Annotated in this window: 27 protein-coding genes and 1 tRNA gene; 10 read left to right on the top strand and 18 right to left on the bottom strand. The window is 42.3% G+C overall.

Going from position 1 to position 26,072, the window contains the following annotated elements:
- Positions 1-33: 33 nt before the first annotated feature.
- Positions 34-252: a chlorophyll a/b-binding protein gene (locus ACN222_RS02555; protein WP_010994690.1), complete on the top strand. Its 219-nt coding sequence runs from the start codon at positions 34-36 to the stop codon at positions 250-252.
- 144 nt (positions 253-396) lie between these two features.
- Positions 397-960 (top strand): thioredoxin family protein, encoded by a 564-nt coding sequence (locus ACN222_RS02550; protein ID WP_010994689.1) that lies wholly within the window; start codon positions 397-399, stop codon positions 958-960.
- On the opposite strand, the gene mazG is transcribed toward ACN222_RS02550, so the two are convergent.
- Both mazG and ACN222_RS02540 read right to left on the bottom strand, forming a co-directional pair.
- Complete coding sequence (mazG, locus tag ACN222_RS02545; protein ID WP_010994688.1) at positions 950-1,756, bottom strand: nucleoside triphosphate pyrophosphohydrolase; 807 nt, start codon at positions 1,754-1,756, stop codon at positions 950-952. The two genes, ACN222_RS02550 and mazG, sit on opposite strands and share 11 nt — an antisense overlap.
- A 29-nt stretch (positions 1,757-1,785) precedes the next feature.
- A complete protein-coding gene (locus ACN222_RS02540; RefSeq protein WP_010994687.1) occupies positions 1,786-2,382 on the bottom strand; it encodes a metal-binding protein in 597 nt (198 codons plus the stop codon).
- A 93-nt stretch (positions 2,383-2,475) separates the two neighbouring features.
- Between ACN222_RS02540 and ACN222_RS02535 the strand changes: the two genes are divergently transcribed.
- Positions 2,476-2,548: transfer RNA gene (locus ACN222_RS02535), tRNA-Val, on the top strand.
- Between the two features lie 69 nt (positions 2,549-2,617).
- Here the strand turns inward: ACN222_RS02535 and ACN222_RS02530 are convergent.
- From ACN222_RS02530 to ACN222_RS02475, 12 genes are all read right to left on the bottom strand, one after another.
- Positions 2,618-4,747, bottom strand: coding sequence for a type I restriction endonuclease subunit R (locus ACN222_RS02530; protein ID WP_231865550.1), 2,130 nt, complete (start codon positions 4,745-4,747; stop codon positions 2,618-2,620).
- On the bottom strand, positions 4,743-5,357 hold the full coding sequence (locus tag ACN222_RS02525) for a type I restriction endonuclease (protein WP_231865549.1): 615 nt from the start codon (positions 5,355-5,357) through the stop codon (positions 4,743-4,745). The genes ACN222_RS02530 and ACN222_RS02525 overlap by 5 nt, the downstream gene beginning before the upstream one ends.
- Before the next feature lie 151 nt (positions 5,358-5,508).
- Positions 5,509-6,072, bottom strand: a complete 564-nt coding sequence (locus tag ACN222_RS02520; protein WP_010994684.1) for a DUF4276 family protein — start codon at positions 6,070-6,072, stop codon at positions 5,509-5,511.
- On the bottom strand, positions 6,072-7,256 hold the full coding sequence (locus tag ACN222_RS02515) for an AAA family ATPase (protein ID WP_010994683.1): 1,185 nt from the start codon (positions 7,254-7,256) through the stop codon (positions 6,072-6,074). The genes ACN222_RS02520 and ACN222_RS02515 overlap by 1 nt, the downstream gene beginning before the upstream one ends.
- A gap of 34 nt (positions 7,257-7,290) precedes the next feature.
- Positions 7,291-7,875 carry a Uma2 family endonuclease gene (locus ACN222_RS02510; RefSeq protein WP_010994682.1) on the bottom strand — a complete coding sequence of 195 codons (585 nt, stop codon included), beginning with the start codon at positions 7,873-7,875 and terminating at the stop codon, positions 7,291-7,293.
- An 88-nt stretch (positions 7,876-7,963) separates the two neighbouring features.
- Entirely contained in the window at positions 7,964-8,140 is a 177-nt protein-coding gene (locus tag ACN222_RS02505) for a hypothetical protein (protein WP_010994681.1), read from the bottom strand.
- On the bottom strand, positions 8,140-8,598 hold the full coding sequence (locus tag ACN222_RS02500) for a PIN domain-containing protein (RefSeq protein WP_044520661.1): 459 nt from the start codon (positions 8,596-8,598) through the stop codon (positions 8,140-8,142). Before ACN222_RS02500 ends, ACN222_RS02505 begins: the two co-directional genes overlap by 1 nt.
- The gene (locus ACN222_RS02495; protein ID WP_010994679.1) at positions 8,591-8,791 is read right to left on the bottom strand and encodes a hypothetical protein; all 201 of its coding nucleotides are present in this window, start codon (positions 8,789-8,791) and stop codon (positions 8,591-8,593) included. The genes ACN222_RS02500 and ACN222_RS02495 overlap by 8 nt, the downstream gene beginning before the upstream one ends.
- Before the next feature lie 52 nt (positions 8,792-8,843).
- The gene (locus tag ACN222_RS02490) at positions 8,844-9,362 is read right to left on the bottom strand and encodes a Fic family protein (RefSeq protein WP_269083594.1); all 519 of its coding nucleotides are present in this window, start codon (positions 9,360-9,362) and stop codon (positions 8,844-8,846) included.
- Positions 9,363-9,371: 9 nt separating this feature from the next.
- Positions 9,372-9,782, bottom strand: coding sequence for a Fic family protein (locus ACN222_RS02485; protein ID WP_010994677.1), 411 nt, complete (start codon positions 9,780-9,782; stop codon positions 9,372-9,374).
- Between the two features lie 131 nt (positions 9,783-9,913).
- Positions 9,914-10,090 (bottom strand): hypothetical protein, encoded by a 177-nt coding sequence (locus ACN222_RS02480; RefSeq protein ID WP_010994676.1) that lies wholly within the window; start codon positions 10,088-10,090, stop codon positions 9,914-9,916.
- Between the two features lie 434 nt (positions 10,091-10,524).
- Positions 10,525-12,138 carry a type I restriction-modification system subunit M gene (locus ACN222_RS02475; protein ID WP_010994675.1) on the bottom strand — a complete coding sequence of 538 codons (1,614 nt, stop codon included), beginning with the start codon at positions 12,136-12,138 and terminating at the stop codon, positions 10,525-10,527.
- A gap of 207 nt (positions 12,139-12,345) precedes the next feature.
- Between ACN222_RS02475 and ACN222_RS02470 the strand changes: the two genes are divergently transcribed.
- The 7 genes from ACN222_RS02470 (at position 12,346) to ACN222_RS02440 (ending at position 20,527) form a co-directional block, all read left to right on the top strand.
- Positions 12,346-13,524, top strand: a complete 1,179-nt coding sequence (locus ACN222_RS02470) for a DegT/DnrJ/EryC1/StrS family aminotransferase (RefSeq protein ID WP_416365166.1) — start codon at positions 12,346-12,348, stop codon at positions 13,522-13,524.
- Positions 13,525-13,698: 174 nt separating this feature from the next.
- Positions 13,699-14,619 carry a cyanoexosortase B gene (gene crtB, locus ACN222_RS02465; protein WP_010994673.1) on the top strand — a complete coding sequence of 307 codons (921 nt, stop codon included), beginning with the start codon at positions 13,699-13,701 and terminating at the stop codon, positions 14,617-14,619.
- Positions 14,620-14,908: 289 nt separating this feature from the next.
- A complete protein-coding gene (locus tag ACN222_RS02460; RefSeq protein ID WP_010994672.1) occupies positions 14,909-15,637 on the top strand; it encodes a cyanoexosortase B system-associated protein in 729 nt (242 codons plus the stop codon).
- A 44-nt stretch (positions 15,638-15,681) separates the two neighbouring features.
- Entirely contained in the window at positions 15,682-17,022 is a 1,341-nt protein-coding gene (locus ACN222_RS02455) for a polysaccharide biosynthesis/export family protein (RefSeq protein WP_010994671.1), read from the top strand.
- Between the two features lie 275 nt (positions 17,023-17,297).
- Positions 17,298-19,481, top strand: coding sequence for a GumC family protein (locus ACN222_RS02450; protein WP_010994669.1), 2,184 nt, complete (start codon positions 17,298-17,300; stop codon positions 19,479-19,481).
- 80 nt (positions 19,482-19,561) lie between these two features.
- Entirely contained in the window at positions 19,562-20,242 is a 681-nt protein-coding gene (gene plsY / locus ACN222_RS02445; protein ID WP_010994668.1) for a glycerol-3-phosphate 1-O-acyltransferase PlsY, read from the top strand.
- A gap of 27 nt (positions 20,243-20,269) precedes the next feature.
- Positions 20,270-20,527 (top strand): TIGR03643 family protein, encoded by a 258-nt coding sequence (locus ACN222_RS02440; RefSeq protein WP_010994667.1) that lies wholly within the window; start codon positions 20,270-20,272, stop codon positions 20,525-20,527.
- Positions 20,528-20,621: 94 nt separating this feature from the next.
- On the opposite strand, the gene ACN222_RS02435 is transcribed toward ACN222_RS02440, so the two are convergent.
- The 4 genes from ACN222_RS02435 to ACN222_RS02420 form a co-directional block, all read right to left on the bottom strand.
- The gene (locus tag ACN222_RS02435) at positions 20,622-21,299 is read right to left on the bottom strand and encodes a hypothetical protein (protein WP_010994666.1); all 678 of its coding nucleotides are present in this window, start codon (positions 21,297-21,299) and stop codon (positions 20,622-20,624) included.
- 105 nt (positions 21,300-21,404) lie between these two features.
- Positions 21,405-24,086, bottom strand: a complete 2,682-nt coding sequence (locus tag ACN222_RS02430) for a DEAD/DEAH box helicase (RefSeq protein ID WP_010994665.1) — start codon at positions 24,084-24,086, stop codon at positions 21,405-21,407.
- Positions 24,087-24,197: 111 nt separating this feature from the next.
- Entirely contained in the window at positions 24,198-25,010 is an 813-nt protein-coding gene (gene proC / locus ACN222_RS02425) for a pyrroline-5-carboxylate reductase (protein ID WP_010994664.1), read from the bottom strand.
- A 98-nt stretch (positions 25,011-25,108) separates the two neighbouring features.
- The gene (locus ACN222_RS02420; RefSeq protein WP_010994663.1) at positions 25,109-25,705 is read right to left on the bottom strand and encodes a cell division protein SepF; all 597 of its coding nucleotides are present in this window, start codon (positions 25,703-25,705) and stop codon (positions 25,109-25,111) included.
- Between the last annotated feature and the right edge of the window lie 367 nt (positions 25,706-26,072).

Here is a 26,072-nt window from a genome sequence, read left to right as displayed (position 1 = left end):
TTCTTAATAACAGACCGAACTGGGGAAAATAAAATGCGTACAAATAATGCCATCGTTGACGACCAAGGTTTGATGAACAACTTTGCGATTGAGCCAAAAGTATATGTAGATGAGCAAGGTGATCGCACTGGGTTCACACCCTATGCAGAAATACTCAACGGTCGTTTGGCGATGATTGGTTTCATCTCATTAATCGCATTAGAAGTATTTACAGGAAAAGGAATTTTCGGTCTTTTGACCAACCTGCAATAGATAAATTTTAATTTTTCTAAAAAAATAACTTAACAAAAACAGAGGCGGGAATTTTCCCGCCTCTAAATTTATGAGGTATTTCATGTTATTTTGACTGTGACAAACAGCAAGAGCCGTTGTCAAAATCAAGATACCGGGTGAACTATGGCTTTAACCGCTTCTACAATGGTGCCTATCGGCACACAAGCGCCAGATTTTCATCTACCAGACGTAGTATCTGGCAAAACCATCTCTCTTTCTACCTTTGCCGATAAAAAAGCTTTATTAGTAATGTTTATTTGTCGGCATTGTCCGTTTGTGAAGCACATTCAAGATGAATTAACACGCATAGGCCAGGATTATTCCACAAGCGATTTAGGAATCGTCGCCATCAGTGCCAACGATGCAAAAAATTACCCAGATGATGCGCCCGAATCTCTCAAAGCATTGGCAATAGAACTAGGTTGGCAATTTCCCTTTTGTTATGACGAAACACAGGAGACAGCCAAGGCTTATACTGCGGCTTGTACCCCTGATTTCTTTGTCTTTGATAGCGATCGCCAGCTTGCATACAGAGGACAATTAGATGATAGCCGTCCTAGCAATGGTAAACCTGTAACGGGTGCAGATTTACGCGCCGCCATTGATGCGGTACTGGCGGGTAAACCTGTCATTGGCGAACAAAAACCGAGTATTGGTTGCAATATTAAATGGAAGCCTACTCCTTAGCAAGTTGGGCTTTAGCCTGTTGCCAGAGAGTTTCTAACTCATCCAAACTGTAATCAAAAAGGGGGCGATCAACTACCGCCTCCATTTTTTGTAACCGTTGGACGAATCGCTGATTTGTCCCTTGTAATCCTTCGCTAGGGTCAAGATTATGCCAACGGGCTAACTGAATCACGGCAAATAGTAAATCGCCTAATTCGGCTTGTTGGCGTTCTGGCGTTTCCTCGGCTAAAGCTTGTTGAAATTCCTGTAACTCTTCATGGAATTTTGCCCACACACCATCAATATTTTCCCACTCAAAACCCACAGCCGCAGCCTTTTGGGAAATTTTCATCGCGGCTGTGAGTGGGGGTAGGGTACGTCCATAACGACTAAGTTTTGTACTCAGTTTTTGACTTTCCTCTGATGGTTCGCCCTTTTCCTCTGCCTTGATTTGTTCCCAGTTTTGCCGTACCTCATCTACACTATTGACCGACACATCACCAAATACATGAGGGTGGCGGCGGATTAACTTTTGGGTGATACCTTGGGCAACCTCTTGGAGAGAAAATTGTCCGGATTCACTAGCAATTTGGGCTTGTAAAACTACCTGTAATAATAAATCACCCAACTCCTCCGCGATCGCCTCCTGGTCTCCACCCTTAATGGCATCTACAACCTCGTAAGCCTCCTCAATTACATAAGGTGTCAGGGTTTGGGGAGTTTGTGCCAAATCCCAGGGACAACCCCCATCAGGCGATCGCAACTTCGCTACCACCTCAATTAACTCTTGCAAAGCTGCCAAATGATTCGCTTCCATAACTCCTTGTACCTGTGCATTTCCCAGTATTACCGTTTTTGATTTTTTCTCCCGCCAGTAGACCGACGACTTGTCACCTTACGTTTCTTAATTTTGCTACTAGGAAGTATTCCCCGAACCCCCTGCTTACGGAAACGCTTGTAAGCCGAACCGCCCCAATCACTGAGAGAATGACTCATCGCCCCCAGTTCCAGACCCAAAAATAAAGCGAAGAATTCCATACTGTAACTAGTGAGCGATCGCCCCACTGTCACTTCTACATCCTGCCATGTCACAGTCACATTCCAGAGCTTATCAACAACTGCCAAAATCACAACCGTCAATATAGCCAGCAAGCTACTGAGATAGACAACCCTTAGAGTTGTCCCAATCAGAGGCCCGTGGGATAGAAAAGAACGATGCCGAAGACTTTTTTGATAAGGTAACCAAATCCAGCGCAAAACACCCCAACGTTGATATTGACGCGAGTAAATATCTAAATCAGGGCCGAACATCAACCCACCAAACATAAACCCACCAGCCACCAACAAAGTGACATTGCCAGAGCGAGTCTGCCAGAAAGTCAGACCAGCCACCAACGGCAACGACCATAAAGTAATGCGATCGTGCGTCCTACCAGAGGGCATTTACAAGCTTCTCAAAAATACTTAAAAAAAATTTCCTCAAAATACTAGCGCGATTCAAAATATTTTGCTATATTGATTGTTAGTGAAATGAACGGGCGGTTAGCTCAGTTGGTAGAGCGCCTGCCTTACAAGCAGGATGTCATCAGTTCGAGTCTGGTACTGCCCATATATAAGAAAGCCGTCCCCGTGGCGGCTTTTTTGTAATCTTACCCATAACTTTGCCACAACAGCAAGCTTATTCTTCCTCCCCAAGCTCACCAAGAGCGTCATCAAATTTGTTGATGATGTCGAGTAATTTTGCGACAACGCGCCCAAAAATTTTTTTACGCTCTAATAATTTGGGTTTTTCGTTACAAGCACTCAGCATGGTTTCCCTTAATGGTTCTTTCCCAGAGAATTTATAGTCAGCAATCATTTGATTAACAGTTGTAACCTGGAGATTTTCCTCTAGACAAAGTTGTTCAATTGCTTCAATACGTTCTTGAGTCCAAAAGTCTTGGAAGACGGTTTCCAGTTTTTCTTGGGGTTCAAGGGTGGGTAGTCGCTGTTCGATAAATTTCTCCAGTAAATCCCGCTTGCTGCGTAGTTGAGCTTCTTTCCCAATTAGCTCAAGGATAGAGGCTTTTTGATTTTGGTAATCTTCCTGGGTAGCATCATCCTTGATGTCGCGCTGGAGGTTCGCCAGCAGCTTGAGAATATAGGTGACATTGATTTCGTCGCGGTGGATTAATTCCAGTTCAAAATCGACTTCCTCAACTAAAGATTCTTTTTCATCATCAGGTTTCGAGCGCGTTTTATCGTAGATGTCCAGATATTTACTTTTATAATCTTCAAAAGTTTGTTCATCCAGATTTAAGTCAGAAAAGCTAAATTCAGTAAATGATTTACTAACATCCTGTAAACGGATCAGATTACGAAAGGCTTTAACGAAATTAACTTGGTCATCTTCACTAATTAGTTTATTCACATCATTAGGGATAGTGGCGATCGCTCTCAGTTCTTCCACACCTTGATTAAATTTCTCAATATAGTATTCGTAGGGTTCAATAAAAATTTGTTCGTTGGCGTTGGGATCGGAAAATAGCGAAACCGCTTGATCGGTATTCTCCTTAAGATTGCGAAAGCAAACAATATTACCCTGAGATTTCAGTTCGCCTAAAATGCGATTTGTCCGGGAGTAGGCTTGAATTAACCCGTGGTACTTGAGATTTTTATCGACATAGAGGGTATTGAGTTTTTTCACATCAAAACCCGTGATAAACATATTCACGACTAACAGAATATCGGCGCGTTCTGCGTCCTGAAAGTTTTCTCTATCTCTGTCCTTCATCCGTTTTGAGATGTCTTTGTAGTAGGCATAAAAAGCCTGACCATCTTTAGCGGAATGCTGGGTTTTATACATTTGGTTATAGTCGGCGATAAATTCATTCAATTTGTCGCGGCTATGGCTGCGGCTGCTCGTATCGTTGCTGATATTAAAATCCGGTTCTCCAATTAAGCCGTTTGCGTCTTCGTCTTCTTCGTTATCGCTGGGGGTAAAAATAGTAATTATTCGCAGGTTATGTAATCCCTGTTGCTGTTGATTTTTAAAGATTTCGTAATAAGTAATTAGAGTATCTACATTACTGACGCAGAGCATAGCAGAGAATTTTTTGCCGTGGGTTTTACGGTGATGGTTGGCAATAATCCAATCGACAATTCCAGAAATTCGCTCAGGGGTTTCAAAGCGATCGCTCTTTGGTTCTGTAATTAATGTGCCGTCTTTGCGTTTCATTCCGCCCCAATACTCAACGGAAAATTTTAAAACATTTTCATCAGCGATCGCATTTGTGATTACATATTTATGCAAACATTCCTGGAATAAGTCCCTAGTGGTGCGTTTACCGTGCTGGTTGCTGGTGGCGTTATCAGCAAAGATGGGAGTCCCGGTAAAGCCAAACATTTGGGCTTGGGTAAAGAATTTAAGGATATTTTTGTGGGTTTCGCCAAATTGGGAACGGTGACACTCGTCAAAGATAAACACAATGGGCTGATCCTTCAAGCCTGACATTGCAGCTTCATGGCGTGGGGATTTGATCGCCCGGTTGAGTTTTTGAATCGTCGTCACAATCAGGCGACTATCCCCAGCCATTTGTGTTACCAGTTGTCCGGTGTTGTCGGTGGTGTCCACACACTCAGGACTAAAATAATTAAATTCCTTACTGGTTTGGTAGTCAAGGTCAGCGCGATCGACCACAAACAGCACTTTATGGACTTTGGGCAGTTCTTTGAGGATTTGGGCAGCTTTGAAGCTGGTGAGGGTTTTCCCTGAGCCGGTAGTGTGCCAGATATAGCCGTTTTTATCGGTGTTTTTGACACGCTCAATGATGGCTTCTACCGCATAATAATTGGTAGGGACGCAACACCATCAGCACTTTGTCAGATTCGTGCAGAACAATGTATTTACAGATCATTTTGGAAACGTGGCATTTTTCCAAAAAGCGATCGGCGAAGTCTTCTAGTTGGGTGATCAGGTTGTTTTCTTCATCTGCCCAGTAGAATGTTTGTTTATATTCTTGTTTGCGGTTGTTGGCGTAGTAGCGGGTATTTACGCCGTTGGAGATGACGAATATTTGCACATATTGAAATAGTCCAATGTCTGCGCCGTAGGAATGGCGTTGGTAGCGGTTGATTTGGTTGAAGGCTTCTTTTAGTTCCAGTCCTCGGCGTTTGAGTTCAATTTGCACGAGGGGTAAACCATTAATCAGCAGGGTTACGTCGTAGCGGTTTTTGTAATTGCCTTGCTGGGTGATTTGGTTGGTGACTTGATATTGATTTTGACACCAATGTTCGATATTGAGAAATTCTAGGTAAAAGGTTGTGCCATCGTCGCGGCTGAGTTCCATTTTATCGCGGAGGCGTTTGGCGCGGTCAAAGACGTTACCTTTATCCAGGTGATTGAGGATGGTTTTAAATTCGGTATCGCTGAGTTGGATGTGGTTATGTTTTTCTAGTTGGGTTTTCAGGTTGGTTTTGAGGTCTTCAGCGTTGCGAAGGGTGACGAAGGGTGACAGGTTCGTAGCCTAATCCTGTGAGGCGTTCTATTAGCTGTCGTTCTAGTTCAGCTTCGGTTTGGGGCATATTACTCTAATTGATAATTTTATTGATGCCATCGAGAAAAACTTGAAAACTACGAGATTTGTTTTCAGTCAAGGATAAATAGGGCGCGATCATCCTAGAATGAGTACCGGGGTAATATTCTGGAACTAACTTTCTGAGTTCTTCTTTCGCAGAGTTGAGTTGATCGGGGTTACGAAACTTGGTTTTATTTTGTTTTTGACTCAAACTTTCGGGTTTTAGTCCATAGGCTTTTTCGACTGCAACTAAATCACCCAAAAACCAAGATTCTAGTTCATGACAGATTATTCGGATCAGTATGTTTTTGTTTCCTGCATTTTGACAAATTTCTAAAAGTTCTGATTTGAGGTTTTTACAGTCGTGGGAGTCTTGATCGTGAACAATAACAAATTTTGTGTCAGGGTTAAATTGAAAAGCTCTAATTTTTTTTGGTATAGATTTAGCTAAGTCCTGTTTACCTTGGTGAGGAATACAAATAAAAGAAATTTCATCAGGAATTATTTTGGGTAAGATTTCCTTTAAAACATTTTCTATAGAAGGTTCTTCTAGTAAAAAAATCAAGTCATAGCTCATCAGGGGGCGACTCCTTCAAACCAGCCTTGATTCCAGAGATAGCCAGGTAAATCTCCTGCTTTCACTAAGTTGTTCAGGGTTTCATTATCGCTGGCTCGGAAAATTTTTGTAGTGCCTTGTTCTTTTGTCAACCAGAAAATACTTTCTAGGGGAACAGCATTCAGAAAGTCGGGGGAGTGGGTAGACACAAAGACTTGTCCGCCTCTGTGGGCATAACTGGCAAATTCTTCGGCGAGTTCGTGAAGCAAACTAGGATAAAGTTGGTTTTCGGGTTCTTCGACGCAAAGTAAAGGATGGGGTTTAGGATCGAAGAGCAGAATTAAATAGGCAAACATTTTCATTGTGCCATCAGAAACATAGCGATCAATGAAGGGATCTTTAAAAGCTTGGTCTTGAAATTTCAGGATTAATCTGCCGTCTTCTGTTTCCTTTGCTTCTACTTTAGAAATACCGGGGACTCTTTCCTGCATTTTTGTGAGGATGGTTTGGAATATATCGGGATGGTTTTGATAAATGTATTGGGCGACAAGTGCCATATTATCGCCTGTGGGGGAGAGATGTTCGGCATAGAGTGCGTCTTTGCTGCCTCTAGCATCGCTGATATGGAAGTCGGAAACGTGCCAATTTTCAATTAGTGAACGGAAGGCACTGGCGGCTTTGAAGCGTTGAAATTGCCCCAGTCCTTTAATTGCTAAAATATCATTGGATTCGAGTTGTTGTTCTTCACGTTGTAGTTCTTCGTCGGTTTGTTCAAAGTTTTCTTCGTTGGTGATGGCATATCCTTTACCGTTTTGGAAGTCGAGAAAGTGATAGGGAGAACCATATTCGCCACGCTTGTACCGGAGTATTTCTCTTTTAACTAAGGGTCGTCTTTCTTCTTGTCCAACATTTAAAATATAGGTAACGAGACGTTCTGTCTCCAGAATATTCATGCGGAATTTTAGTTCTATTTCGATATCTTCTTGTTCTTTGCCTCTAGTGACGACTTCATTAAATCCACCCCGGATCTGAAGGGCTTGACGAATGTTATTTTTTAGGGCATCGCGGAGAAAGCCAAAAATATCGAATAGGGTAGATTTACCTGTACCATTTGCTCCGATGATGACGCAAAAGGTGGGAATTTCTTTGATTTCTAGAGATTCAAAGGCTCGATAATTTTTAATTTTTATAGAAACAATTTTCATAACTAAATTTACCTTAATAGGTAATACTTTGATTCTATTCCCCATTCTCTGGTTCAAGGGTTAAACCGCGATAGACTTGTTCAATGGGGAAACTTAGGTTAATGCTTTTGAGTTCAATTGTATCGCCTGGTTTGTAGTTGATAATTAACCAGTCGCCTGCGTCGTTTTTGTGATAAAGGTCAATTTCGATGCTGGTGGAACTGACTAGGAGGTAATCTATTAAGGCTGGGTTTTGGCGGTACATTCTAAATTTTCCGCCTCTGTCATAAGCTTCGGTAGTTTTTGAGAGGACTTCGACGATTAAGCAGGGGTAGGTAATATATCGGGTTGTGGTTTTGTCGCGATCGTCGCAAGTAACGCTGGCATCTGGGTAGGTATAATTATTACTGCCAAAAATATTGAGCTTGACATCAGAGTTGCCAGTGATGCAGCCTGTATTTTCTAAGTGGCTGTCGAACATGGCGGTGAAGCGGATACCGATACGCCCATGATTGATGCTACCGCCAGTCATGGCGTAAACTTCGCCGTTGATATATTCGTGTTTTTCTAGTTGCTGTTCTTCCCAAGCAAAGTATTCTTCAGGGGTAAGGTGTGGGGTATTATCTTTTGCCACAATCATCGCTCGTTACCTCCTAAGTTTGTAGTTGTTTGGGACAGGTATGGATCTGGGTTGTTGGTTTGATTTTAACAATCTACACAAACATCTTTTAATCATTAATAATATCTAAAACGTTTATAAATTTATATCCTTTACCATACTGTGATTTATCTGCATTGATACCATTTTTGAAGTCTAATATTTCACCAAGATATGTAAGTTTGAGAACTTCCACAAACTCAGGAAACCGCAACTGAGGCACATTTTTCTTTACCTTCTTACCCATTACCTATTTCCCGATCCTACAAACGGATTGATAATTGTTAATTGATTTTCAATCAATAATCCATTTTGCATATCTTCCGAATATAGAACCTTAGCCTGAGACTTTAGAGCAGTAGCAATAACAAGACTATCCCAATACGAAAAAGAATATTTATCTCTTAATCGACAAGCTTCTTTGATCTCACTTGTTGTCAGGTTGACAATTTCACACTGTTCTTCAAACTCCTCTACTAACTCTAAAATATTCTGTTCAGAAATTCCTGTTTTCCGTTTGAGTACAGCACAAGTTTCAGTGATAACCTGAGTGCTAACTACAATACTGCGATCAACAGCTTGAGTTAAATTAATAGCCATACTTCTTTTTAATTGCTGCACTTGAGGATCTACTTTTGGATCATGAAGAAACCGATACAGCCAAATATTAGAGTCAATAAACTTTTTATCTATAAAATTATTCATGAATATCATCTCTTGACAAATCACGCCAACCCACAGCCGTTAAAGGATTTTCTGCAAGACGATCCATCAAACGAGAAGGCTTAGGCTTAATAATTACCTCAATTAAATTGTCACCAACCATACTAATATATTCATCAGGAATAATAATTTTACCTTGCTCCACCTTGGCAGTAAATTGAATCCTTGTATTCATTGATTACATCTCCCTAACTTAGTGCAATTAATTTTACAGCAATACCTATTACCTATTTACCCACATTTTTATCAATAAAATCAATAATTTCCTGATAAAAAACCTGCCCCTTTTCCCTACTACTACTAGCAGTTACCAATAACCTTAAAGTTTCCACCAAGGAACTGATAACCGCATCACAAACCAAATCAAAAAGCCCACTTAAATCATCTTGGTTTTGTTGTCCATAAGCCAAAGCATTAATATAATCATTGCGGACTTGATTATTAATCACCACAATGGGATACCCCGCACGAATTAACAATAAATTCATAATTAATCTAGCGGTTCTCCCATTCCCATCTCGAAAAGGATGGATAGAAACAAAACGATAATGTGCCATTGTCGCATATTCTACCGGATGGAGTGTTAAAGCAGCATTTGAATTGAGCCAGATAACAAAATCTGCCATTAATTGAGACAGTAAATAATGGGGAGGATAAATATAATTTGTTCCTGCTGCCATCACATCTAAATTCCGATAACAACCCGCTTCATTCGGGTTAATTTTCCTTAGAATTAGATTATGAATTTGTTTAATTTACCATTCATTAATTTCCGTATCTTTTTGTGATAAACTCTCAATATAGTCTATCGCTTCCTTATGTCCAATCACCTCTAAATGTTCATTGAGAGTTTTACCGCCAATGGTAATCCCTTTAGTTAACACTAATTCAGTTTCACTTTGAGTTAAAGTATTCCCTTCAATAGCATTAGAATTATAAGTAAAGCGGACATCATAGAGCTTTTTCAGTTCAGCGAGCATTGTTTGATCAAAAGGTCTAAACCCATCTAACCAAGCCTTTAACTTGTCTATTTGCTCTAATTTCAGTTGATAATTCATCCTCACATAGTTACTAATTAAAGCAGTTAATGAAAAGTCTTTTTTTTGACTTAAACCAATTACCTGTTCAATAAATCGCTCGTAAAGTTGAGAGGAAGATACTATCATAAGGTAATGGGTAACGGGTGAGATCAATTATTGCTTGAACAATGAGAACAAAATATTAGTATCAATGAGATAACCTAGCTTTATTCCACTCACTCCTAACTTGCTCTTGCCAATTTCTATGAGAAATTGTTTCAATTGATTTCATTTAAGACAACTTCATTAAGATTATCATCAGGATTAGATTGACTATCAACTGGTTGGCTATGGAGTTTTTGACTGAGATATTGCAAAATCTCCTGTTGTTCTGTGTAAGATAATTGTTCAAGTAAACTAAATAATTGCTCTTTTGTAATTTGCAAAGTCAGCATAGCCGAAACTCTATATTTTCTATTAGATAATCAGTCAGAGGTAATGCTTTTATTCTATTACCTATTGCCTAAGAGGTTGTTTGAAAAGTCAAAATATATACCCAAAAACCTCTCTCCAAACCTCTCCCCTGCGAGGCTACGGTGTACACACAAGTCTTATAACCTTGTCCCACATCGTTTTGATCCCCCCTAACCCCCCTTAAAAAAGGGGGAACTAGAATCAAAGTCACCCTTTTTAAGGGGGATTTAGGGGGATCGAACCACATTATGCACCTAGCTCAGAGATGTGTGTACACCGTAGCCCCTGCGTTCGCGTAGCGGCACGAAGTGCGGGGAGAGGCTTTGAATTTCCCCCCTTCCCTACAAGGGAATGGGGGTAGGGGGGTTAGGTTTTTGGAAATTATGGGTTTCATATAATACTTTTCAAACAACCCCTAAAACGGTGACTCAATCCCCAATTCCTCACAAAACCCGCGAATTAATTGATCCGTCTCCACCATCTCCCGATCAATCTCCCGAATTTCCCGCGCCACCGCATCTAAATCAATCTCCTCCTCTTCCTCAAAAGTATCCACATACCGGGGAATATTTAAATTAAAATCATTCTCCGCAATTTCCGTTAATGGGGCGCGATAACTATACTTTTCTGACTGTATCCTTTGCCGATAGGTAGAAACAATTTTCTCTACATCCTCATCCCGCAAATAATTCTGATTCTTTGCCTTTTCAAAATAGGCACTAGCATCAATAAATAAAATATCGTCAGGATTTTCTCGGCACTTTTTAAACACTAAAATACAAGTCGGGATACTCGTCCCATAAAATATATTCGCAGGCAATCCAATCACCGCATCTAACCAATTGCGTTCCTTGATCACATACTTGCGAATATGTCCCTCCGCCGCACCACGAAACAAAACCCCATGAGGCAACACCACCGCCATAATCCCATTATCATCTAGGTGATGGATCATGTGTTGTACAAAGGCAAAATCAGCCTTAGAAGCCGGGGCTAACTTGCCATACTGACTAAAGCGATCATCCGACTCAAATAGTTTATTAGCACTCCACTGTGCCGAAAACGGCGGATTTGCCACCACCGCCTCAAACCGCATACCCTCATGCTGGGGATTCTCTAGGGTATCTTCCTGGCGCAAATCGAAATTACGATAATGCACCCCATGCAAAATCATATTCATTCGCGCCAGGTTGTAGGTTGTGCGGTTCATTTCTTGCCCGTAAAAATCCCCGACTGATTCCACCTCCCGCGCCACCCGCAACAGCAACGAACCCGAACCACAGGTGGGATCATAAACCGACTTCAGGCGACTTTTCCCCGTGGTGACAATCTTCGCCAACACCTTAGAAACCTGCTGCGGCGTGTAAAACTCCCCGGCTTTTTTCCCTGCACCACTAGCAAACTGCCCAATTAAATATTCGTAAGCATCGCCCAATACATCGCTTTCCGTATCCTCTAGGCGAAAGTCAATTTTATTGAGATGCACTAAAATCTTAGCAATTAAAGCATTCTTCGCTTTGGGAGTCCGCCCCAACTTAGTGGAAGTGAGATCCAGATCCTCAAACAAGTGATCAAAATCCTCTTCGCTTTCCTTCCCCATTGTCGAGCGTTCAATACTACTCAGCACTTGGGTCAAGTCATCTAAAATAAAGTTAGATGCTTCAAAATCCTCATCTGCCAGATTTTCCTCACTGGCTGTTTTCGCCCCTAAAGCCCGTTCTGCTAAGGAACTAAACAACTCTGACGGCTTGAGAAAATACCCCAGGGTGGCGATTGACTCCTCTTTAATCGCCTCTAAATATTCTTGTCCTTCTTTGGAAGATTCATCAATATTGATAAAATCAATGCCATCCTCTGCTAACACCTCATTAGCATAAAGATGCTGACGCTCAGACAGGTACTTGTAAAAAATAAACCCTAAGCAATAATCCCGAAACTCATCAGCATTCATTTTGCCCCGCAGCGAGTCGGCAATATTCCAAAGCTGGGTTTCTAATTTTTTCTTTTGTCCGTTTTGTCCGTTCGTCATTTATCTCTTGTACTGGGCGATCGCTAGCACCGCTAAGAATCGGTATCTAAGCAACGTAAGATTAACACATAAGCAGAATTCATGAAAAATTGATGAATTTGGAGTGATATAGTTTTTTCTCCATTGGCTGTTATGTAATAAATACATCATATTAGAACTAGATAAATTACTGGTATTTATTCTTGAGGCTAACTAGCAATGAGTAAAATGACTATAAAAATTCCTTTTGTCGATTTGCAGTTACAACACCAGCCAATCGAAAATCAGATACAGCAGGCGATTCAGAAAGTATTGCAACAGGGAGACTTTATATTAGGCAAAGCAGTTTCCGAATTTGAATCCGCCTTTGCCGCCACCTCAGGAGTGGGTTATGGGGTGGGTGTAGCTTCGGGAACTGATGCGATCGCCTTGGGTTTAAAAGCTTGTAATATAGGCCCTGGTGATGAAGTAATTTTACCTGCTAATACTTTTGTCGCCACACTAATTGGTGTTCTCCAAGTTGGAGCTAAACCCATTCTCGTAGACTGCGACCCCCTAACGGCCTTAATTGACTTAGAAGCAGCAGCCAAAGCAGTCACCACAAATACTAAAGCGATTATTCCGGTGCATCTGTATGGACAGATGGTATCACCCCAACAGTTAATAGATTTTGCTCAAACTCACAAGGTTTTAATCTTTGAAGACGCAGCCCAGGCGCACCTAGCCCATAGGGAAGGATATAAAGCTGGTTCTGTAGGCACAGCAGCCGCTTTTAGCTTTTATCCCAGTAAGAATTTAGGTGCATTGGGTGATGGGGGAATATTACTAACTAGCGATGCAGATATAGCCAGTAAAGTTGCCAGCATACGCAATTATGGTTCATCCCAGAAGTATGTTCATGTCGAACTGGGTACAAACAGCCGTCTAGACACCTTACAAGCAGCAGTATTACTAGAAAAACTACCTCATTTACCGCAATGGAATAGCGATCGCCTCACCATCGCCCAAACATACGATCTAGAATTAGCACCACTAGCATCTGCTGGCATTATCCCTATGCAAAACCAAAGTGGCACAGGTCATGTTTATCATCTTTACGTAATTAAAATTGATGATTCCTGTCCAGTAGAACGCCAGCATATCCAAGAACAACTGACAGCCGTAGGGATTCAAACCGGCATCCACTACCCGATTCCTTGTCATTTACAGCCAGCATTTACCGATTTAGGCTATAAACCAGGAGATTTTCCCCAATCAGAAAAACTAGCCAAGCAAATATTATCCTTACCGATGTATCCCGGTTTGAACCAAAGCCAAATTAGAGAAGTTGTAGCAGCCATAGCCAAAGCAGTAGGAGATTTTCCTGCAAAACCAGCATCCACTACCCAGGAAAGTAAAGTAGCATAAGTTTCAGTGCTGCATTTCTTTAAATACCCACAAGGTTATATCGTAATAGGTAATTGGTGTTTTCATAATTACCTATTACCAATGGTACCCTTAATTTTGAACTCCCTCAAAGAGAGTTGATCAACTTATATATTCTGATTTTTTGAACACTTAAAATTTGAATTGCTTACGCTTATGGCACTTCAGCAACAGATTAGAACCCGAAACACGGATCAATTACTAGGCATAGGCATTTTAGGTCTTTTAGCGCTGCTGTATGCTCCTGTTTTACTGCACTGGTTAAACGGTTGGCTGTATAAAACCATCAGCACAGAACACGAATATTTCAGTCATGGCATTATCGGTATCCCATTTGCAGCTTATCTGAGTTGGGGTAACCGCAAAAAGTGGCAACGTCTACCAAATAAAACTCATCCCTTAGGAGCAACTTTACTCGTCATTGGGGCAGTGTTTTATTTGACTGGTGTTACCGAATGGGTGAATCTCTCCTTACCCACAATCTTGGCAGGATTGTGCTTGTGGTTCAAGGGTTTTCCCGGATTGAGATTACAAGGCTTTCCCTTACTACTGCTATTTTTAGCTACCCCAACAGCCATACCTTACCTCATCGCTCCTTATACTTTTCCTTTGCAAAGCTTTATTGCAGGTACAGCTGGTTTCATACTCAATCAGTTTGGTATGGATGCAGTTGTCGATGGTATCAATATTTACGTATCGGGCAGAATAGTTGAAGTAGCTCCCTACTGTGCGGGTTTAAAGATGTTATTCACAACTATCTACGTTTGTTTGATGCTGCTTTATTGGACGGATAATTTATCTTCTCGTCGCACAACTGTTTGGTTTTTATCGGCTGCTGTTCTTATTAGTGTCATTGCTAATATCATCCGTAACACCATACTCAGCTTTTTTCATGGCACAGGCCAAGATGCAGCTTTTAAATGGCTACATGATAGCTGGGGAGGCGACCTCTACTCTGCTTTGATGCTGTTATCTTTAATACCCATCTTGAATCGGATGAGTGATTATTTCTCAGCACCTCTGGAGAGTGAAATAGAGGGAGAAAGCCAGCTACTTTCCCCTGAGATTACTGATTAAACCATCATTGCATGAGTATTATTGCGTAGAAAAAAGTGGACTGAGGAAGCATCTTAGTAAAAATATTTCCTCAGTCCTCACCATGTTTTAAATTGAGCGAATTTGAATTTATAAGTAGCTTCTGGGTATCTAGCAGAGAAAATTTACCAATACTTCACATACTTGGACAGAGTGAATAAATTTACTGTACAGATTCTAGGGTATAAACGTAGATAGATTGACAATTTTACTGAACCTATAGTGTCATTTTTTCCAGTAAAATTTTGCGTAAATATAGCAATTTTTACTAATGATCCCTTTATCTAAATTTCTCAAACAAAAGCACTTAACTACTTTAGTAGTGTTGTTGTTATTCCTACTACTATTGACAGTGGGAGCAGTACCTGGTTATCTAAGCGGACGTTGGCAATGGAAACAACCACCATCTATTGCCAACCTCAAAGAATTGAGAGAAATACGGAATAAAGGCTTAAATCTTCCTGGCTGGCAAACTGTTAATCAAATAGAGCAAGTTATCGGCCAACATAAATGGTCTTTGCAGATTATTAAGCAAACAGGCTCCAAGAATCAGGCGCTATTGCTGTTACTGCCGCAAAACGGCCCCAAAAATCAACCAGAAGTAGAGTGGACAGATGTTAGTGGTTGGGGAAAAATACGTTGGGGAAAATGGGACGTAGCACAATCACGTTCTGCTGAATTTACAGTCACACAACCTGCCAATTCCGCAGAAAATGGAAAAATTCCAGTTGAGGCGATGTTTTTTCGTGCCTCAACAGATCAGGAAACCTTTGCAGTTTTGCAATGGTATGCCTTACCCAATGGTGGCTATTCATCCCCATTTCGCTGGTTTCTGGCGGATCAGTTAGCACAATTGCAAAAAACTCGCGCTCCGTGGGTAGCCGTGAGTATTCTGATTCCGATGGAACCTTTAGGTCAGGTGGAAACTACTTGGCCATTAGCCAAGTCTATAGGTGAAACAGTACAATCCACATTGATGGACGGGCCATTTAAAAATTAGTTCATAATGGCAGCTACTCCTTGCGGTATATTCTGAATTCAACGATGTTAATAGTTCTCCATGATTATATGCGTGCATTCTGCGCTTTATCACTTGTAAGTGTACATGTAGGGGTTTTCTTAGCTACGCCCTTTCAGCCTGTAATTGCTCAAACTTTACCTCCTTCTGGGCAAATATTTCCTACGCCTCCACCAGAGACGGAAGGCGCACCCCAGAATCCCAATAACGAAACTTCTCCCCAATTTAACCGTTACTTATTGGGGCCAGGTGATGTAATCAACGTCACATTTCAACGCCCACCTGGTGCTTACCGCTTGGGGCCGGGAGATGCAGTTAGCGTCATTGTCCAACGCTTTCCAGATTTGAGTTTTCAAGCAGCAATTAATCCAGAAGGCAATATCATAGTACCGCTACTGGAGACTGTTCCTCTACAAGGTTTAACCTTGCTAGAAGCACAAGAAAAGATTCGCTCTTTGCTGAATCGTTTTGTGATTAATCCCGTAGTAGTTTTGTCTTTGTCTTCACAGCGTCCAGATGCAAGTTTTCAAGCCCAAGTGAATGCAGAAGGCAATATTGTCGTTCCCCAAGTAGGAATTATATCTGTACAAGGCTTGAGTTTGGAAGAAGCGCAAGAAAAAATCCGCTTGAGTTTGAGCCAGATTCTCAACGATCCGCTTTTTGTCGTCACCCTAGCTAACCCACGACCAGTACAAGTTAGTATTAGTGGGGAAGTTTTCAGACCAGGTATTTATAACCTAAATGCTGCACTACCCCGAATTGGCGATGCTTTGCAGGTGGCAGGTGGTTCCACCATTGCCGCCGATTTGCGCCAAGTGCAAGTACGTCGGCGATTAGTAGATGGTTCGGCAATTTCGCAAACCATAGATTTATATGCCGCATTGCAAAATGATGGCTCGATACCTAGTTTACGCTTGCAAGATGGCGATACGCTAATTATTCCCCGCCGTGAAATCGGCACAGACGATGGCTATGACCGCAATTTAGTAGCCCGTTCCACCTTGGCAACACCACAAATTAGAGTCCGCGTATTGAACTATGCTGCTGGTGGTCTTGTAACTCAAGCTTTGCCTAATGGCAGTACTTTTATAGATGCACTAGGTGGAATTAATCTTGATACTGCTAACGTTAGGGATATCGCTTTAGTCCGCTTTGACCCGGAACGTGGCAAGGCAGTTACACAAAGACTAGATGGGAAAAAGGCTTTAGAAGGCGATGTGTCTCAGAATGTGCCACTACAAGATAATGATGTTATTGTAGTTGGACGAAACTTGGTTGGCAGGATTACAAATTTCCTCAGTACTATTACTCAACCCTTCTTTAATGTCCGCTCATTTCTCAACTTTTTTGATACCTTTAGTAGGTAGTAAGAGAATGTTAAAAAATAATCAATTGCTGGGGAAATTGGGGAACCAGAAATTTCATCTTTGTACTGGATACATGAACTAAGTAACTAAATTTCTCAATTCCACAAAAGTAGAGTGTTTTTTGCACGCGATCGCATTGATACTGATGGCAGAAAATAAAGAATTAAGTAATTCAGGTGACTTATGAATCATAAATGATGAATAATAGCTACTAAATGTGACAATATCTTGTTGATTGACCGCATAAATTTTCATTAATTTTATATGTCTCTTTTATGACCCCACCAATTGTTAAGAGCTATATTATTGCTTTTGAAAAATATAAATGGATTGGATTAGCCAGCTTTGCTTTAGTTGTAGCGGGGTCAACAGTGGTGGCTATCCAACCAGAACCAGCGCCTACGTATACAGCAAGCGGCACATTGACATATTCTCGACCCCCGGTATCATTTTCTACGACAGGTAGCGAAATTCAGCAACAAGGTCAGGAATTAAACCAGGAAGTGCTGCTATCAGATCAAGTAATTGATAATGTGTCGGCAAAGGTGAAAATTCCGTCAAGAAGGATTGCTTCCAGCGTAGCAATTACACCACCTAGAAGAAACTCACGCACCGGAGAATTAGAATCTAATGTTATTTCTCTGGCATATAAAGATAGTGATCCCAAGCGGGCGCAGGAAGTATTGCTGGAGCTGATGCAGGCAATGGTCAAGCTCAGTAGTGATATTAATACTGGGCGACTAAAAGCTATTATTGGCAAAATTAATGAACGCATACCACAAGCACGGTCTGAGCTACAAGCAGCTGAAAAAAGACTGGAACAGTACGATCGCATAGAACGACCTGCTATATTAGCCGCAGAAAATGGTAGTTTACTTGGTGCTGTTACTGGTAGCCAAAATCAGCAACGGGTGATTCGCCAAACTATTACGGGAATTGAGGCGCAGATTTTCAGTCTGCAAGATAAGTTGGGTTTAGATGTCGGTCAATCTTATGTTTCTTCTGCGTTGAGTGCCGACCCAATTATCGCCAACTTGCGATCGCAAATTTATCAGACAGAATCACAAATCGCTTTACTGCGTAAAGATTTACGCCCAGAACACCCGAATATGATTCAGTTGCAGCGTCAAAAACAAGCATCTGAAGAATTACTCCAACAAAGGGCGGCGGAAGTAATTGGCGGTGGTGGTACAGCAGCACCCTTAGCAACAAATATTAGTGGTATCCGCACCCAAAGTAGTCTAGATCCAGCCCGACAGCAGCTAGCTAACCAGATGGTAGCTTTGCAAACGCAAAAAGAAACCCTACAACAACAATTAGCCCAGCAAATACGAGATGAAATTCGATTGCGGCAAGAATATTCCCAAATACCCAATAAACAATTAGAGCGATCGCGCTTGGAACAAGCAGTAGGACTGAAGAAAGCAGTTTATGATCAAATGCAAGCCAAGCTAACTGATGCTCAAACAGCAGAAGCAGAGACGGTGAGCAGCTTTAGCATTGCTCAGGTTCCTGTGGTGGGGGCTGATGCCAAACCAGCCAAAAGTGTCCCTTTAACCTTGGGTGTAGGTGGTTTCTTAGGATTGATAGTTGGTGGTGGGGTGATTTTCTTACTAGGTTCCTTAGAAGGGACACTCCGCACCAGAGAAGCTATCAGAGATAGCCTCAAACAACGGGATGTGGCAATGTTGGGAGAAATACCTGTATTGCCAGTGGATGACTTACCGCCAGAAGCCCTACCTGTGATCCTGTCCCTCGATTCTTTGTATTTAGAGTTTTACGAGAAATTACGCAGTAACTTAAGGCGGATTGGTGGCAGAAACTTAAAAGTGGTTTTGGTGACTAGTACTAGTAGCCAGGAAGGTAAAACAACCAGCGCCTATAACCTGGGTATAGCCTCCGCCCGCGCTGGCAAAAGAACCTTGATCATCGAAACAGATTTGAGATCGCCTTCACGTTGTTCCTCTTTGAGGGTTTCTTCTGACGAGGATGCCACACTTGAACCCCTGCGTTATTATGGCAGCTTAAGCGAATGTATCCGCTTAGTCCCTGAAGTCGAAAATTTATACATCATACCCAGTCCTGGGCCTGTGCGTCAATCTGCTGCTATTTTAGAATCCAGCGAAATGCGGCGGCTGATGGAAGATGTGAGAGAACGTTATGACTTAGTTATTTTAGATACTAGCCCATTAAGTGTATCTAACGATCCCTTGTTAATTCAACCCTACAGTGATGGCATAGTACTCGTATCACGAGTTAACTACACCCAGGACAGCATGATGGCTGAAGCTATTGATCAACTAGTGGAAGCAGAACTAGGACTAGTGGGAGTTATTATCAACGGGGCTGATATTACTGTTTCTTTACCACCCTCGGCTGAATTCTCCGATTCAGTACCTGGGGAAGAACGGACAAGAGATGAAGAATCAGAAATTTCCGTTGGTGTCAGCAATAACTAGCCTTGACGTAAAAGTCATGACTCGAAAACTGCTGGAGTGTAAACTATAGACCATAGACTATCAATTCTGGTGAATCGGTTATGGGCTTTTGGTTGAGTTTATGCGGTGCAGTAGTGTTAGTGGCTTACCTGTTGGGTTCTTTTCCTACGGGGTATATTGCTGTCAAACAATTGAAGGGTATTGATATCCGTGAGGTAGGTTCGGGTTCCACGGGAGCAACTAATGTTTTGAGAACCTTGGGTAAAGGGCCTGGAGCATTTGTTTTAGGACTTGACTGCTTAAAAGGCGTATTGGCGATCGCTCTAGTTTACTATTTGTTCACCTTTGCCAGTAATCAAAATTTGATTCCTACAACAGTAAATATTGAACTTTGGCAACCTTGGTTAGTGACTCTAGCAGGTATCGCCGCCATCTTAGGACATAGTAAATCAATTTTCTTAGGCTTTACAGGTGGTAAATCTGTCGCTACCAGCTTAGGGATTTTATTAGCCATGAATTGGCAGGTAGGTTTGGCTACCTTTGGTGTCTTTGCTGTTGTGGTAGCAATATCAAGGATTGTATCACTCAGTTCCATCATGGGGGCGATCGCTGTCTCTATTGTGATGGTGTTTTTACAGCAACCCTTGCCCTACATTTTATTTGGTATTGCTGGTGGCTTGTATGTTATTTTGCGTCACCGGAGTAATATTGAGCGTTTGCTCGCAGGTACAGAACCAAAAATTGGGCAGAAACTAGTAACAGAAACAGAACAGAGTGCTTAAATATGGCTTTTTCCCATTCTCAATATTATGAAACTACCAGAACTAGATACCGAAACTATAGATCGCATTATTGAAATGGCTTGGGAAGACAGAACTCCTTTTGAAGCAATTAAAGCTCAATTTGGGCTGTTGGAGAAACAGGTAATTGCCCTCATGAAACGCGAAATGAAAGAATCAAGTTTTCGGATGTGGCGAGAGCGAGTTAATAAGCGTCAAACCAAGCACTTAGGTAAACGAGATTTTCTTGCGGGTAGATTTAAGTCAGATAATCAAAAAAACCCGTAAGCAGTTAGAGCGATCGCCCATTTTTCCATCAGGTGCGGGAAAATGGGATGAATTGCATCACTGAGCGAGTGATTAAGGTATTGATTCAGTTTTATTAATTGGGATTGAGAATCACAATTACCTGTGATACCTTCATTCCTAAAGGTTTCCAGTGGCGATCGCCAGAAGAAAAAGTACCATCGCCTGAAACTGCACGATAATCATTGGGATATTTTTCACCAGCATTGGTAGCAGCTTCTACCCGTACAATCAATTTTCCTTGGTAGCGTGATAACTTGCTACTTTCTAACAAAATAGTGCCGCCGTAGTCCCAACCCAGCCCAAATAGTTTAAAATTACCTAATTTATTGCGTAACTCGCTCCAAGGAGTTCCGACTCCAATACCTTCACGAGTTTTCCATGCACTACCTAATTCGCGCACATCTGAGGGTTTCGTCCGAGTCTTATCACTCCAGACTACCAAAAATGAACGCCCACGACTGAGATTTACTTGGGTAGCGGCAAAACTACCTATACCTTCAGCACCGGCAATAGTTTTATCAACCAAACGGGATGCACCGAAAGTTTTGGCTAAATCTCTCCGAGTAGTTTTGCGTGTCACTGGGCCGACCCTTTCCCCTGGGACAATTAAGGTATCTGTTAACTGTGGCGCTTGAGCAACGGTCAGGTTTTGATAACTGTTATTTGGTAGTGCAGCTACTGGGTTGACTGAGTACCCTACTAGTAAAGCTAAGGTAGCAGCTGCAATGGATTGAATAGATGGGTTCACCATTTACCTTGATGTAGAAAAATAAGTACACTCTTACTGTCTACAATTCCCTCTTCCTCATTTCCCATTGTTCACTAATAAATAACTTTTGTTACAAATCCCTCTTCCCTACTCCACAACCTCATTCACCGGGAATCGATCAATCAGTTGCATGGCACGGTAGGCATTACGCTGTAAAACATCGGGTAAATTAGGAACGTGGGGTATCTGGGATAATAAGTCTAAAGAACGGCGTAAAATTCGCACTACATCACCTTCATCTAAGGTGGTGTTTTGGCAAAGTTCAACCCATTCGATCCCTAAAGCCCACTGTTCCACAAGGGCAATCAAGCCAATATAGCGATTTTCCAAGCCTACAGGTAAGGCTACACCATGTCGGTACTGCACCTTTAAGACAGCCCGACGGGTCTTTTGTAATCTCGACCAAGCGTCGTCTATTTCTGGGGAAAGGTTGAAGTTAACTCTGCTATCTGGACGGGGAGTTTCTGTAACTAAAGCGGCGATAGTTGCTGCTAGATGGTGGGGGTCTAAGTTATTTAACTCTCCACTAGCTAAAGCTAGACCTAACCACAGTTCATTTTCCCCGCGAATAGCGGCAGCAATTTGACCGAGTGCAGTAGGAACTAAGTTATCTAAGCAATCGAATTGCTGCAAGATGGTAATTAAATTGAGAAATTCTTCCCAATAGCGCTGAGATTGCTGTTCTACTTGCGCCTGTATCTCTTCGAGTTCGGCTTCCAGTTCGACATAGCGGGCGCGAGCTTTGAAGACCATGGATACATTACCCGATTGATGCAGGGGATTAGCTTCTAATTGAGCTTGGATAGCGGCGGTGCGGCTGAGTTGTTCGGCTACCTCTGGGGACAGATGCAGAGATTGTTGAGGATCGGGGATACTTTGTGCGATCGCCATTGTTTCTTTTGCACCACGACTGGATTGCCCTGGTTTGAGCATCAATTCTGGTGGTGGTAAGATATCTGGCGGTACATCTACTCGCGGAAGTTCGGCATATAAATCAACTACATCCGCAGTAGCAGCAACATACCATCGGTTATCTTGTCCCAAGCAGACCAAGCAAGCAGATTGAGTAGAACCGGAAGTTTTGCCAACTAAAACTGCGGTTATGGGTGTGGAAACTTTAAAGTTTTGACCCTTCAAACTCAACAGCGTTCCCAAAACAGCAAAATCCAAGAGCATTTTAATTTGTTCTTGTCGCTCCTCCTGGGCTTGCTCTTGTAGAGTCTTTAGTAGCTGACGCTCTACTTTCAACCGTTGCCGTAATTTTTCATAAATCAGGATATCATTTTCGTCAACGGCGTTGATTTGCTCTTGTAGTTTGGCTAATTCGCCTTCTAGAGCCGCAATTTCTTCGTAATCTGGTCTTAAATGCAAAGTCGCCATGTACTGCCCAAAACTACGTTCGATCAGTTCCTTGGCTTCATCTATGGTGTGGGTTTGCAGTAAGTTCAAAACCATGCCATAGCTAGGGGTAAACTGACTGACTAGTGGGTCTGGTTTGGATGTGGCTAAATATGCCGCTTCTTTTGAGCCTTCAAAAGGAGTCTGCACCGTCACCACATGACCTTGCTTATCCATCCCCCGACGGCCCGCCCTACCCGCCATTTGTAAGAATTCCGATGCGTTTAAGAGGCGGTGTCCGGTGTCGGTGCGTTTGGATAGGGTGGAAATAACCGTTGTCCGGGCAGGCATATTAATTCCTGCTGCCAAGGTTTCTGTGGCAAATACGACTTTAATCAGTCCTTGTTGAAATAGTTCTTCTACCAAAACTTTCCAGGCTGGTAAAATCCCGGCGTGGTGAGCAGCAACCCCTCGATAAAGGGGGGCTATTTGTCCAGAACGACCGGCTTCGGGGTTACGGGCTAAAAAATCATCAATTTGCCGTCGTAGTATCTGGGACTCTTCATTATTAACTAGCCATAAATCCCCCACTTCTGCCACGGCTTTATCGCATCCCCGACGGCTGAAGATGAAATAAATCGCCGGCAGCATATCTCTTTGTTGGAGGTGGTTCAAAGTGTAGATAAGGCTGGGGGCTTCTGGTCTGCCATTTTTCCCTCTATCCCCTTGCCGTTTTTTACCTCTATTGGCTAAACGAGGATTAATTTTAGTTTTGCTATCATTCAACAGGGGAAACAGTCCCTTGGGATTACAGTAGTGAAACTCTAAGGGTACAGGGCGAAAATCAGAGTAAATCAGATCAGTGGGGCCGTGGACACGACTTAGCCAGTCGGTAAGTTGATCACTGTTGGCGACAGTGGCAGATAAAGCTACTAACTGTACTCCACGGGGACAATAAATGATTGACTCTTCCCAGACTGTACCCCTTTGGCGATCGTTCATGTAGTGGCACTCGTCTAGTACCACCGCTTCCACATCTACAAGAGAGATGCCGACTTGCCCGATTGGTGTACCGTAGAGCATATTCCGAAAAATCTCGGTAGTCATCACCAAAATTGGCGCGTCTCTGTTGATGGAAGCATCACCAGTTAACAGCCCAACTTGCTCAAACCCAAATTTCTCACGAAAATCACGTAATTTTTGATTAGATAACGCCTTTAAGGGAGTGGTGTAAAACACTCGTTTCCCCCGTGTTAAAGCACGATAAATGGCGTATTCTCCTACTAAAGTTTTGCCCGAACCTGTGGGCGCACACACGACAACAGAGCGTCCCGCGTTAAGGGACGCGATCGCATCTTTTTGAAACTGATCCAGATCAAAGGGAAATATCAACCCTAAGTCTAGTTCGGGAGACGGCGCGGGATAATTCACTCAATTAATTTTTCAACCAGACTGTTTACTATATTAACGAGTCTTTTGTCAACTTCGACATTAGTCATTATTTAACTGTCAACAGTCAACAGGCAAAACATCGATTAATAACTATTTTCCTAGTTCTTGCGATCGCCATGTAGCTGCTTTGACGGCTTCGATTAAGGCTGAACGGAATCCCGCTTTTTCTAGTTGGGCAATCCCCGCGATGGTAGTACCGCCAGGGCTAGTAACTCGGTCTTTGAGTTCGGCTGGGTGGAGTTTACTTTCGTGTAATAGTTGGGCTGTTCCTAGCACAGTTTGTAATGCTAGTTGATTGGCTATTCCTCTGGGTAAACCCGATGCCACTCCCCCATCAGCGAGGGCTTCTACCAATAAAGCTACGTAAGCCGGGCCACTGCCAGAAAGCCCGGTGACTGCATCCATCAAACTTTCGGAAACTTCGACTACTTCCCCTACTGCGGAAAAAATTTGTTGCGCCAATTTTTGGTGTTGGGCATAAGTGTAGGCACCAGAGCAGATAGCGGTCATCCCTGAGCCTACAGTGGCTGGGGTATTGGGCATGGCTCTAATGACTGGTGATTGGGGAAACGCCGCTTCTAGCTGGCTTAGAGACACCCCTGCAAGAATGGAGACGACAAGGGGGGAATGGTCTGTGAATACTGTATCTGCTAATTCTTGAGCGATCGCACTAAACACTTGTGGTTTCACCGCCAAGAATACAACGTCTTGAGCTTGTGTGAATACCAAACTGTTATCTGTGGTCACACCCACATGATATTTTTGTTGTAAAAAAGCTTGTCGCGCTGTTTGCGGTTCGCTGACTATGACTTCTGATGGTTGATAAATTCCCCGCGCAATAAGGCGGGATAAGAGCGCTTCTCCCATTACCCCGCCACCAATTAAACCAAATTTTATAGTCATTAGTCGTTAGTCGTTAGTCGTTATTCGTTAATCAATAGTCAATAGTCAAAAATTTTCTCTTTTGGACTCTTGACTATGGACTAATGACTAATTTAACTTTATTGTGCCATCCGGTTGGTTTCGTTGCCCCAAGCTGGCGGATTAGTTGAAGCTGGTCGTGCTGGACGTGCTGGGGGTTGGGGTACTTCATGAATAACTCCACCTTGGGTGCTGACTTGCACACAGCTGGGGGTAAACAAAAAGATACTTTCGCCAATCCGTTCTTGATGTCCATCTAGCGCGTAGGTTCCACCTGCAACAAAATCAACAGCTCTTTGTGCTTGATCTGGGTCCATGATGGTCAAGTTCAGCACTACTGATTTACGTTCACGCAATGCTTGAATTGCCTGGGGCATTTCTTCAAATGTACGAGGTTCAAGCACCAATACTTCAGAAATTCCGTTAATTGCTCCTGGCATACCAATCACATTCCCCATCGCCGATTTTGTTCCTGCTGCTACGTCATCACCCATTGTAGTCATGGGTTCGCGCCAACGTCGATTGTTTGGGGCAGCCTCTGCTGGTGCTGGTTGGGGATTTTCTTGTTGATACAGGTTTTGGTAGTTATCTGTATCTGCCTCTTCTTCGTAGTACTCGTATTCTACCTGCTCGTTGAGACCAACAAAGTCTCGCAGTTTAGAAAATATATTGTTCATTTAGTTGCACTCCTTCTGCAAATTGCCTCTAATTATCCGGTTAATCGTTAATGTAGCTGTTTAACTAGCTACTAAGGGCAAATAGCCTATTAATTTTATCGCTATTTGTAGCATCTACTACTGCTATTGGCAATGGACTAACGCTATTGGGAACGCCTGTACATTAACCTAGATACAATAATTGAGTCAAGATTATATCCCAACAATTATCCGAAAGAAAGTTGACTAAAGTTATTTTTAGTGCGTTCTCGTGATTATTTACTTTTATTTACAGTGGAAATCTTGTAACTTATTGCACTATTATGGAAAATAATTGTCCGTATTCCATACCCATGGCTATTTGATACTAGAAAAAAATCCGAGTAAT

The organism is Anabaena sp. FACHB-595, assembly GCF_048568275.1.
Classification (GTDB): domain Bacteria; phylum Cyanobacteriota; class Cyanobacteriia; order Cyanobacteriales; family Nostocaceae; genus Trichormus.
Note: the sequence above shows the minus strand (reverse complement) of the source record. Positions and strands in the feature narration are given on the sequence as shown.

Coding starts and splice junctions, on each gene's coding strand:
- ACN222_RS02470 (WP_416365166.1), top strand. CDS start 12,346: ATGACTATAAAAATTCCTTTTGTCGATTTGCAGTTACAACACCAGCCA.
- ACN222_RS02455 (WP_010994671.1), top strand. CDS start 15,682: ATGTTAATAGTTCTCCATGATTATATGCGTGCATTCTGCGCTTTATCA.
- ACN222_RS02435 (WP_010994666.1), bottom strand. CDS start 21,299: ATGGTGAACCCATCTATTCAATCCATTGCAGCTGCTACCTTAGCTTTA.
- ACN222_RS02510 (WP_010994682.1), bottom strand. CDS start 7,875: ATGATTGTGGCAAAAGATAATACCCCACACCTTACCCCTGAAGAATAC.
- ACN222_RS02505 (WP_010994681.1), bottom strand. CDS start 8,140: ATGGGTAAGAAGGTAAAGAAAAATGTGCCTCAGTTGCGGTTTCCTGAG.
- ACN222_RS02540 (WP_010994687.1), bottom strand. CDS start 2,382: ATGCCCTCTGGTAGGACGCACGATCGCATTACTTTATGGTCGTTGCCG.
- ACN222_RS02450 (WP_010994669.1), top strand. CDS start 17,298: ATGACCCCACCAATTGTTAAGAGCTATATTATTGCTTTTGAAAAATAT.
- ACN222_RS02515 (WP_010994683.1), bottom strand. CDS start 7,256: ATGAAAATTGTTTCTATAAAAATTAAAAATTATCGAGCCTTTGAATCT.
- proC (WP_010994664.1), bottom strand. CDS start 25,010: ATGACTATAAAATTTGGTTTAATTGGTGGCGGGGTAATGGGAGAAGCG.
- mazG (WP_010994688.1), bottom strand. CDS start 1,756: ATGGAAGCGAATCATTTGGCAGCTTTGCAAGAGTTAATTGAGGTGGTA.
- ACN222_RS02555 (WP_010994690.1), top strand. CDS start 34: ATGCGTACAAATAATGCCATCGTTGACGACCAAGGTTTGATGAACAAC.
- ACN222_RS02475 (WP_010994675.1), bottom strand. CDS start 12,138: ATGACGAACGGACAAAACGGACAAAAGAAAAAATTAGAAACCCAGCTT.
- plsY (WP_010994668.1), top strand. CDS start 19,562: ATGGGCTTTTGGTTGAGTTTATGCGGTGCAGTAGTGTTAGTGGCTTAC.
- ACN222_RS02550 (WP_010994689.1), top strand. CDS start 397: ATGGCTTTAACCGCTTCTACAATGGTGCCTATCGGCACACAAGCGCCA.
- ACN222_RS02420 (WP_010994663.1), bottom strand. CDS start 25,705: ATGAACAATATATTTTCTAAACTGCGAGACTTTGTTGGTCTCAACGAG.
- ACN222_RS02460 (WP_010994672.1), top strand. CDS start 14,909: ATGATCCCTTTATCTAAATTTCTCAAACAAAAGCACTTAACTACTTTA.
- ACN222_RS02520 (WP_010994684.1), bottom strand. CDS start 6,072: ATGAGCTATGACTTGATTTTTTTACTAGAAGAACCTTCTATAGAAAAT.
- ACN222_RS02485 (WP_010994677.1), bottom strand. CDS start 9,782: ATGATAGTATCTTCCTCTCAACTTTACGAGCGATTTATTGAACAGGTA.
- crtB (WP_010994673.1), top strand. CDS start 13,699: ATGGCACTTCAGCAACAGATTAGAACCCGAAACACGGATCAATTACTA.
- ACN222_RS02500 (WP_044520661.1), bottom strand. CDS start 8,598: ATGAATAATTTTATAGATAAAAAGTTTATTGACTCTAATATTTGGCTG.
- ACN222_RS02440 (WP_010994667.1), top strand. CDS start 20,270: ATGAAACTACCAGAACTAGATACCGAAACTATAGATCGCATTATTGAA.
- ACN222_RS02480 (WP_010994676.1), bottom strand. CDS start 10,090: ATGCTGACTTTGCAAATTACAAAAGAGCAATTATTTAGTTTACTTGAA.
- ACN222_RS02495 (WP_010994679.1), bottom strand. CDS start 8,791: ATGAATACAAGGATTCAATTTACTGCCAAGGTGGAGCAAGGTAAAATT.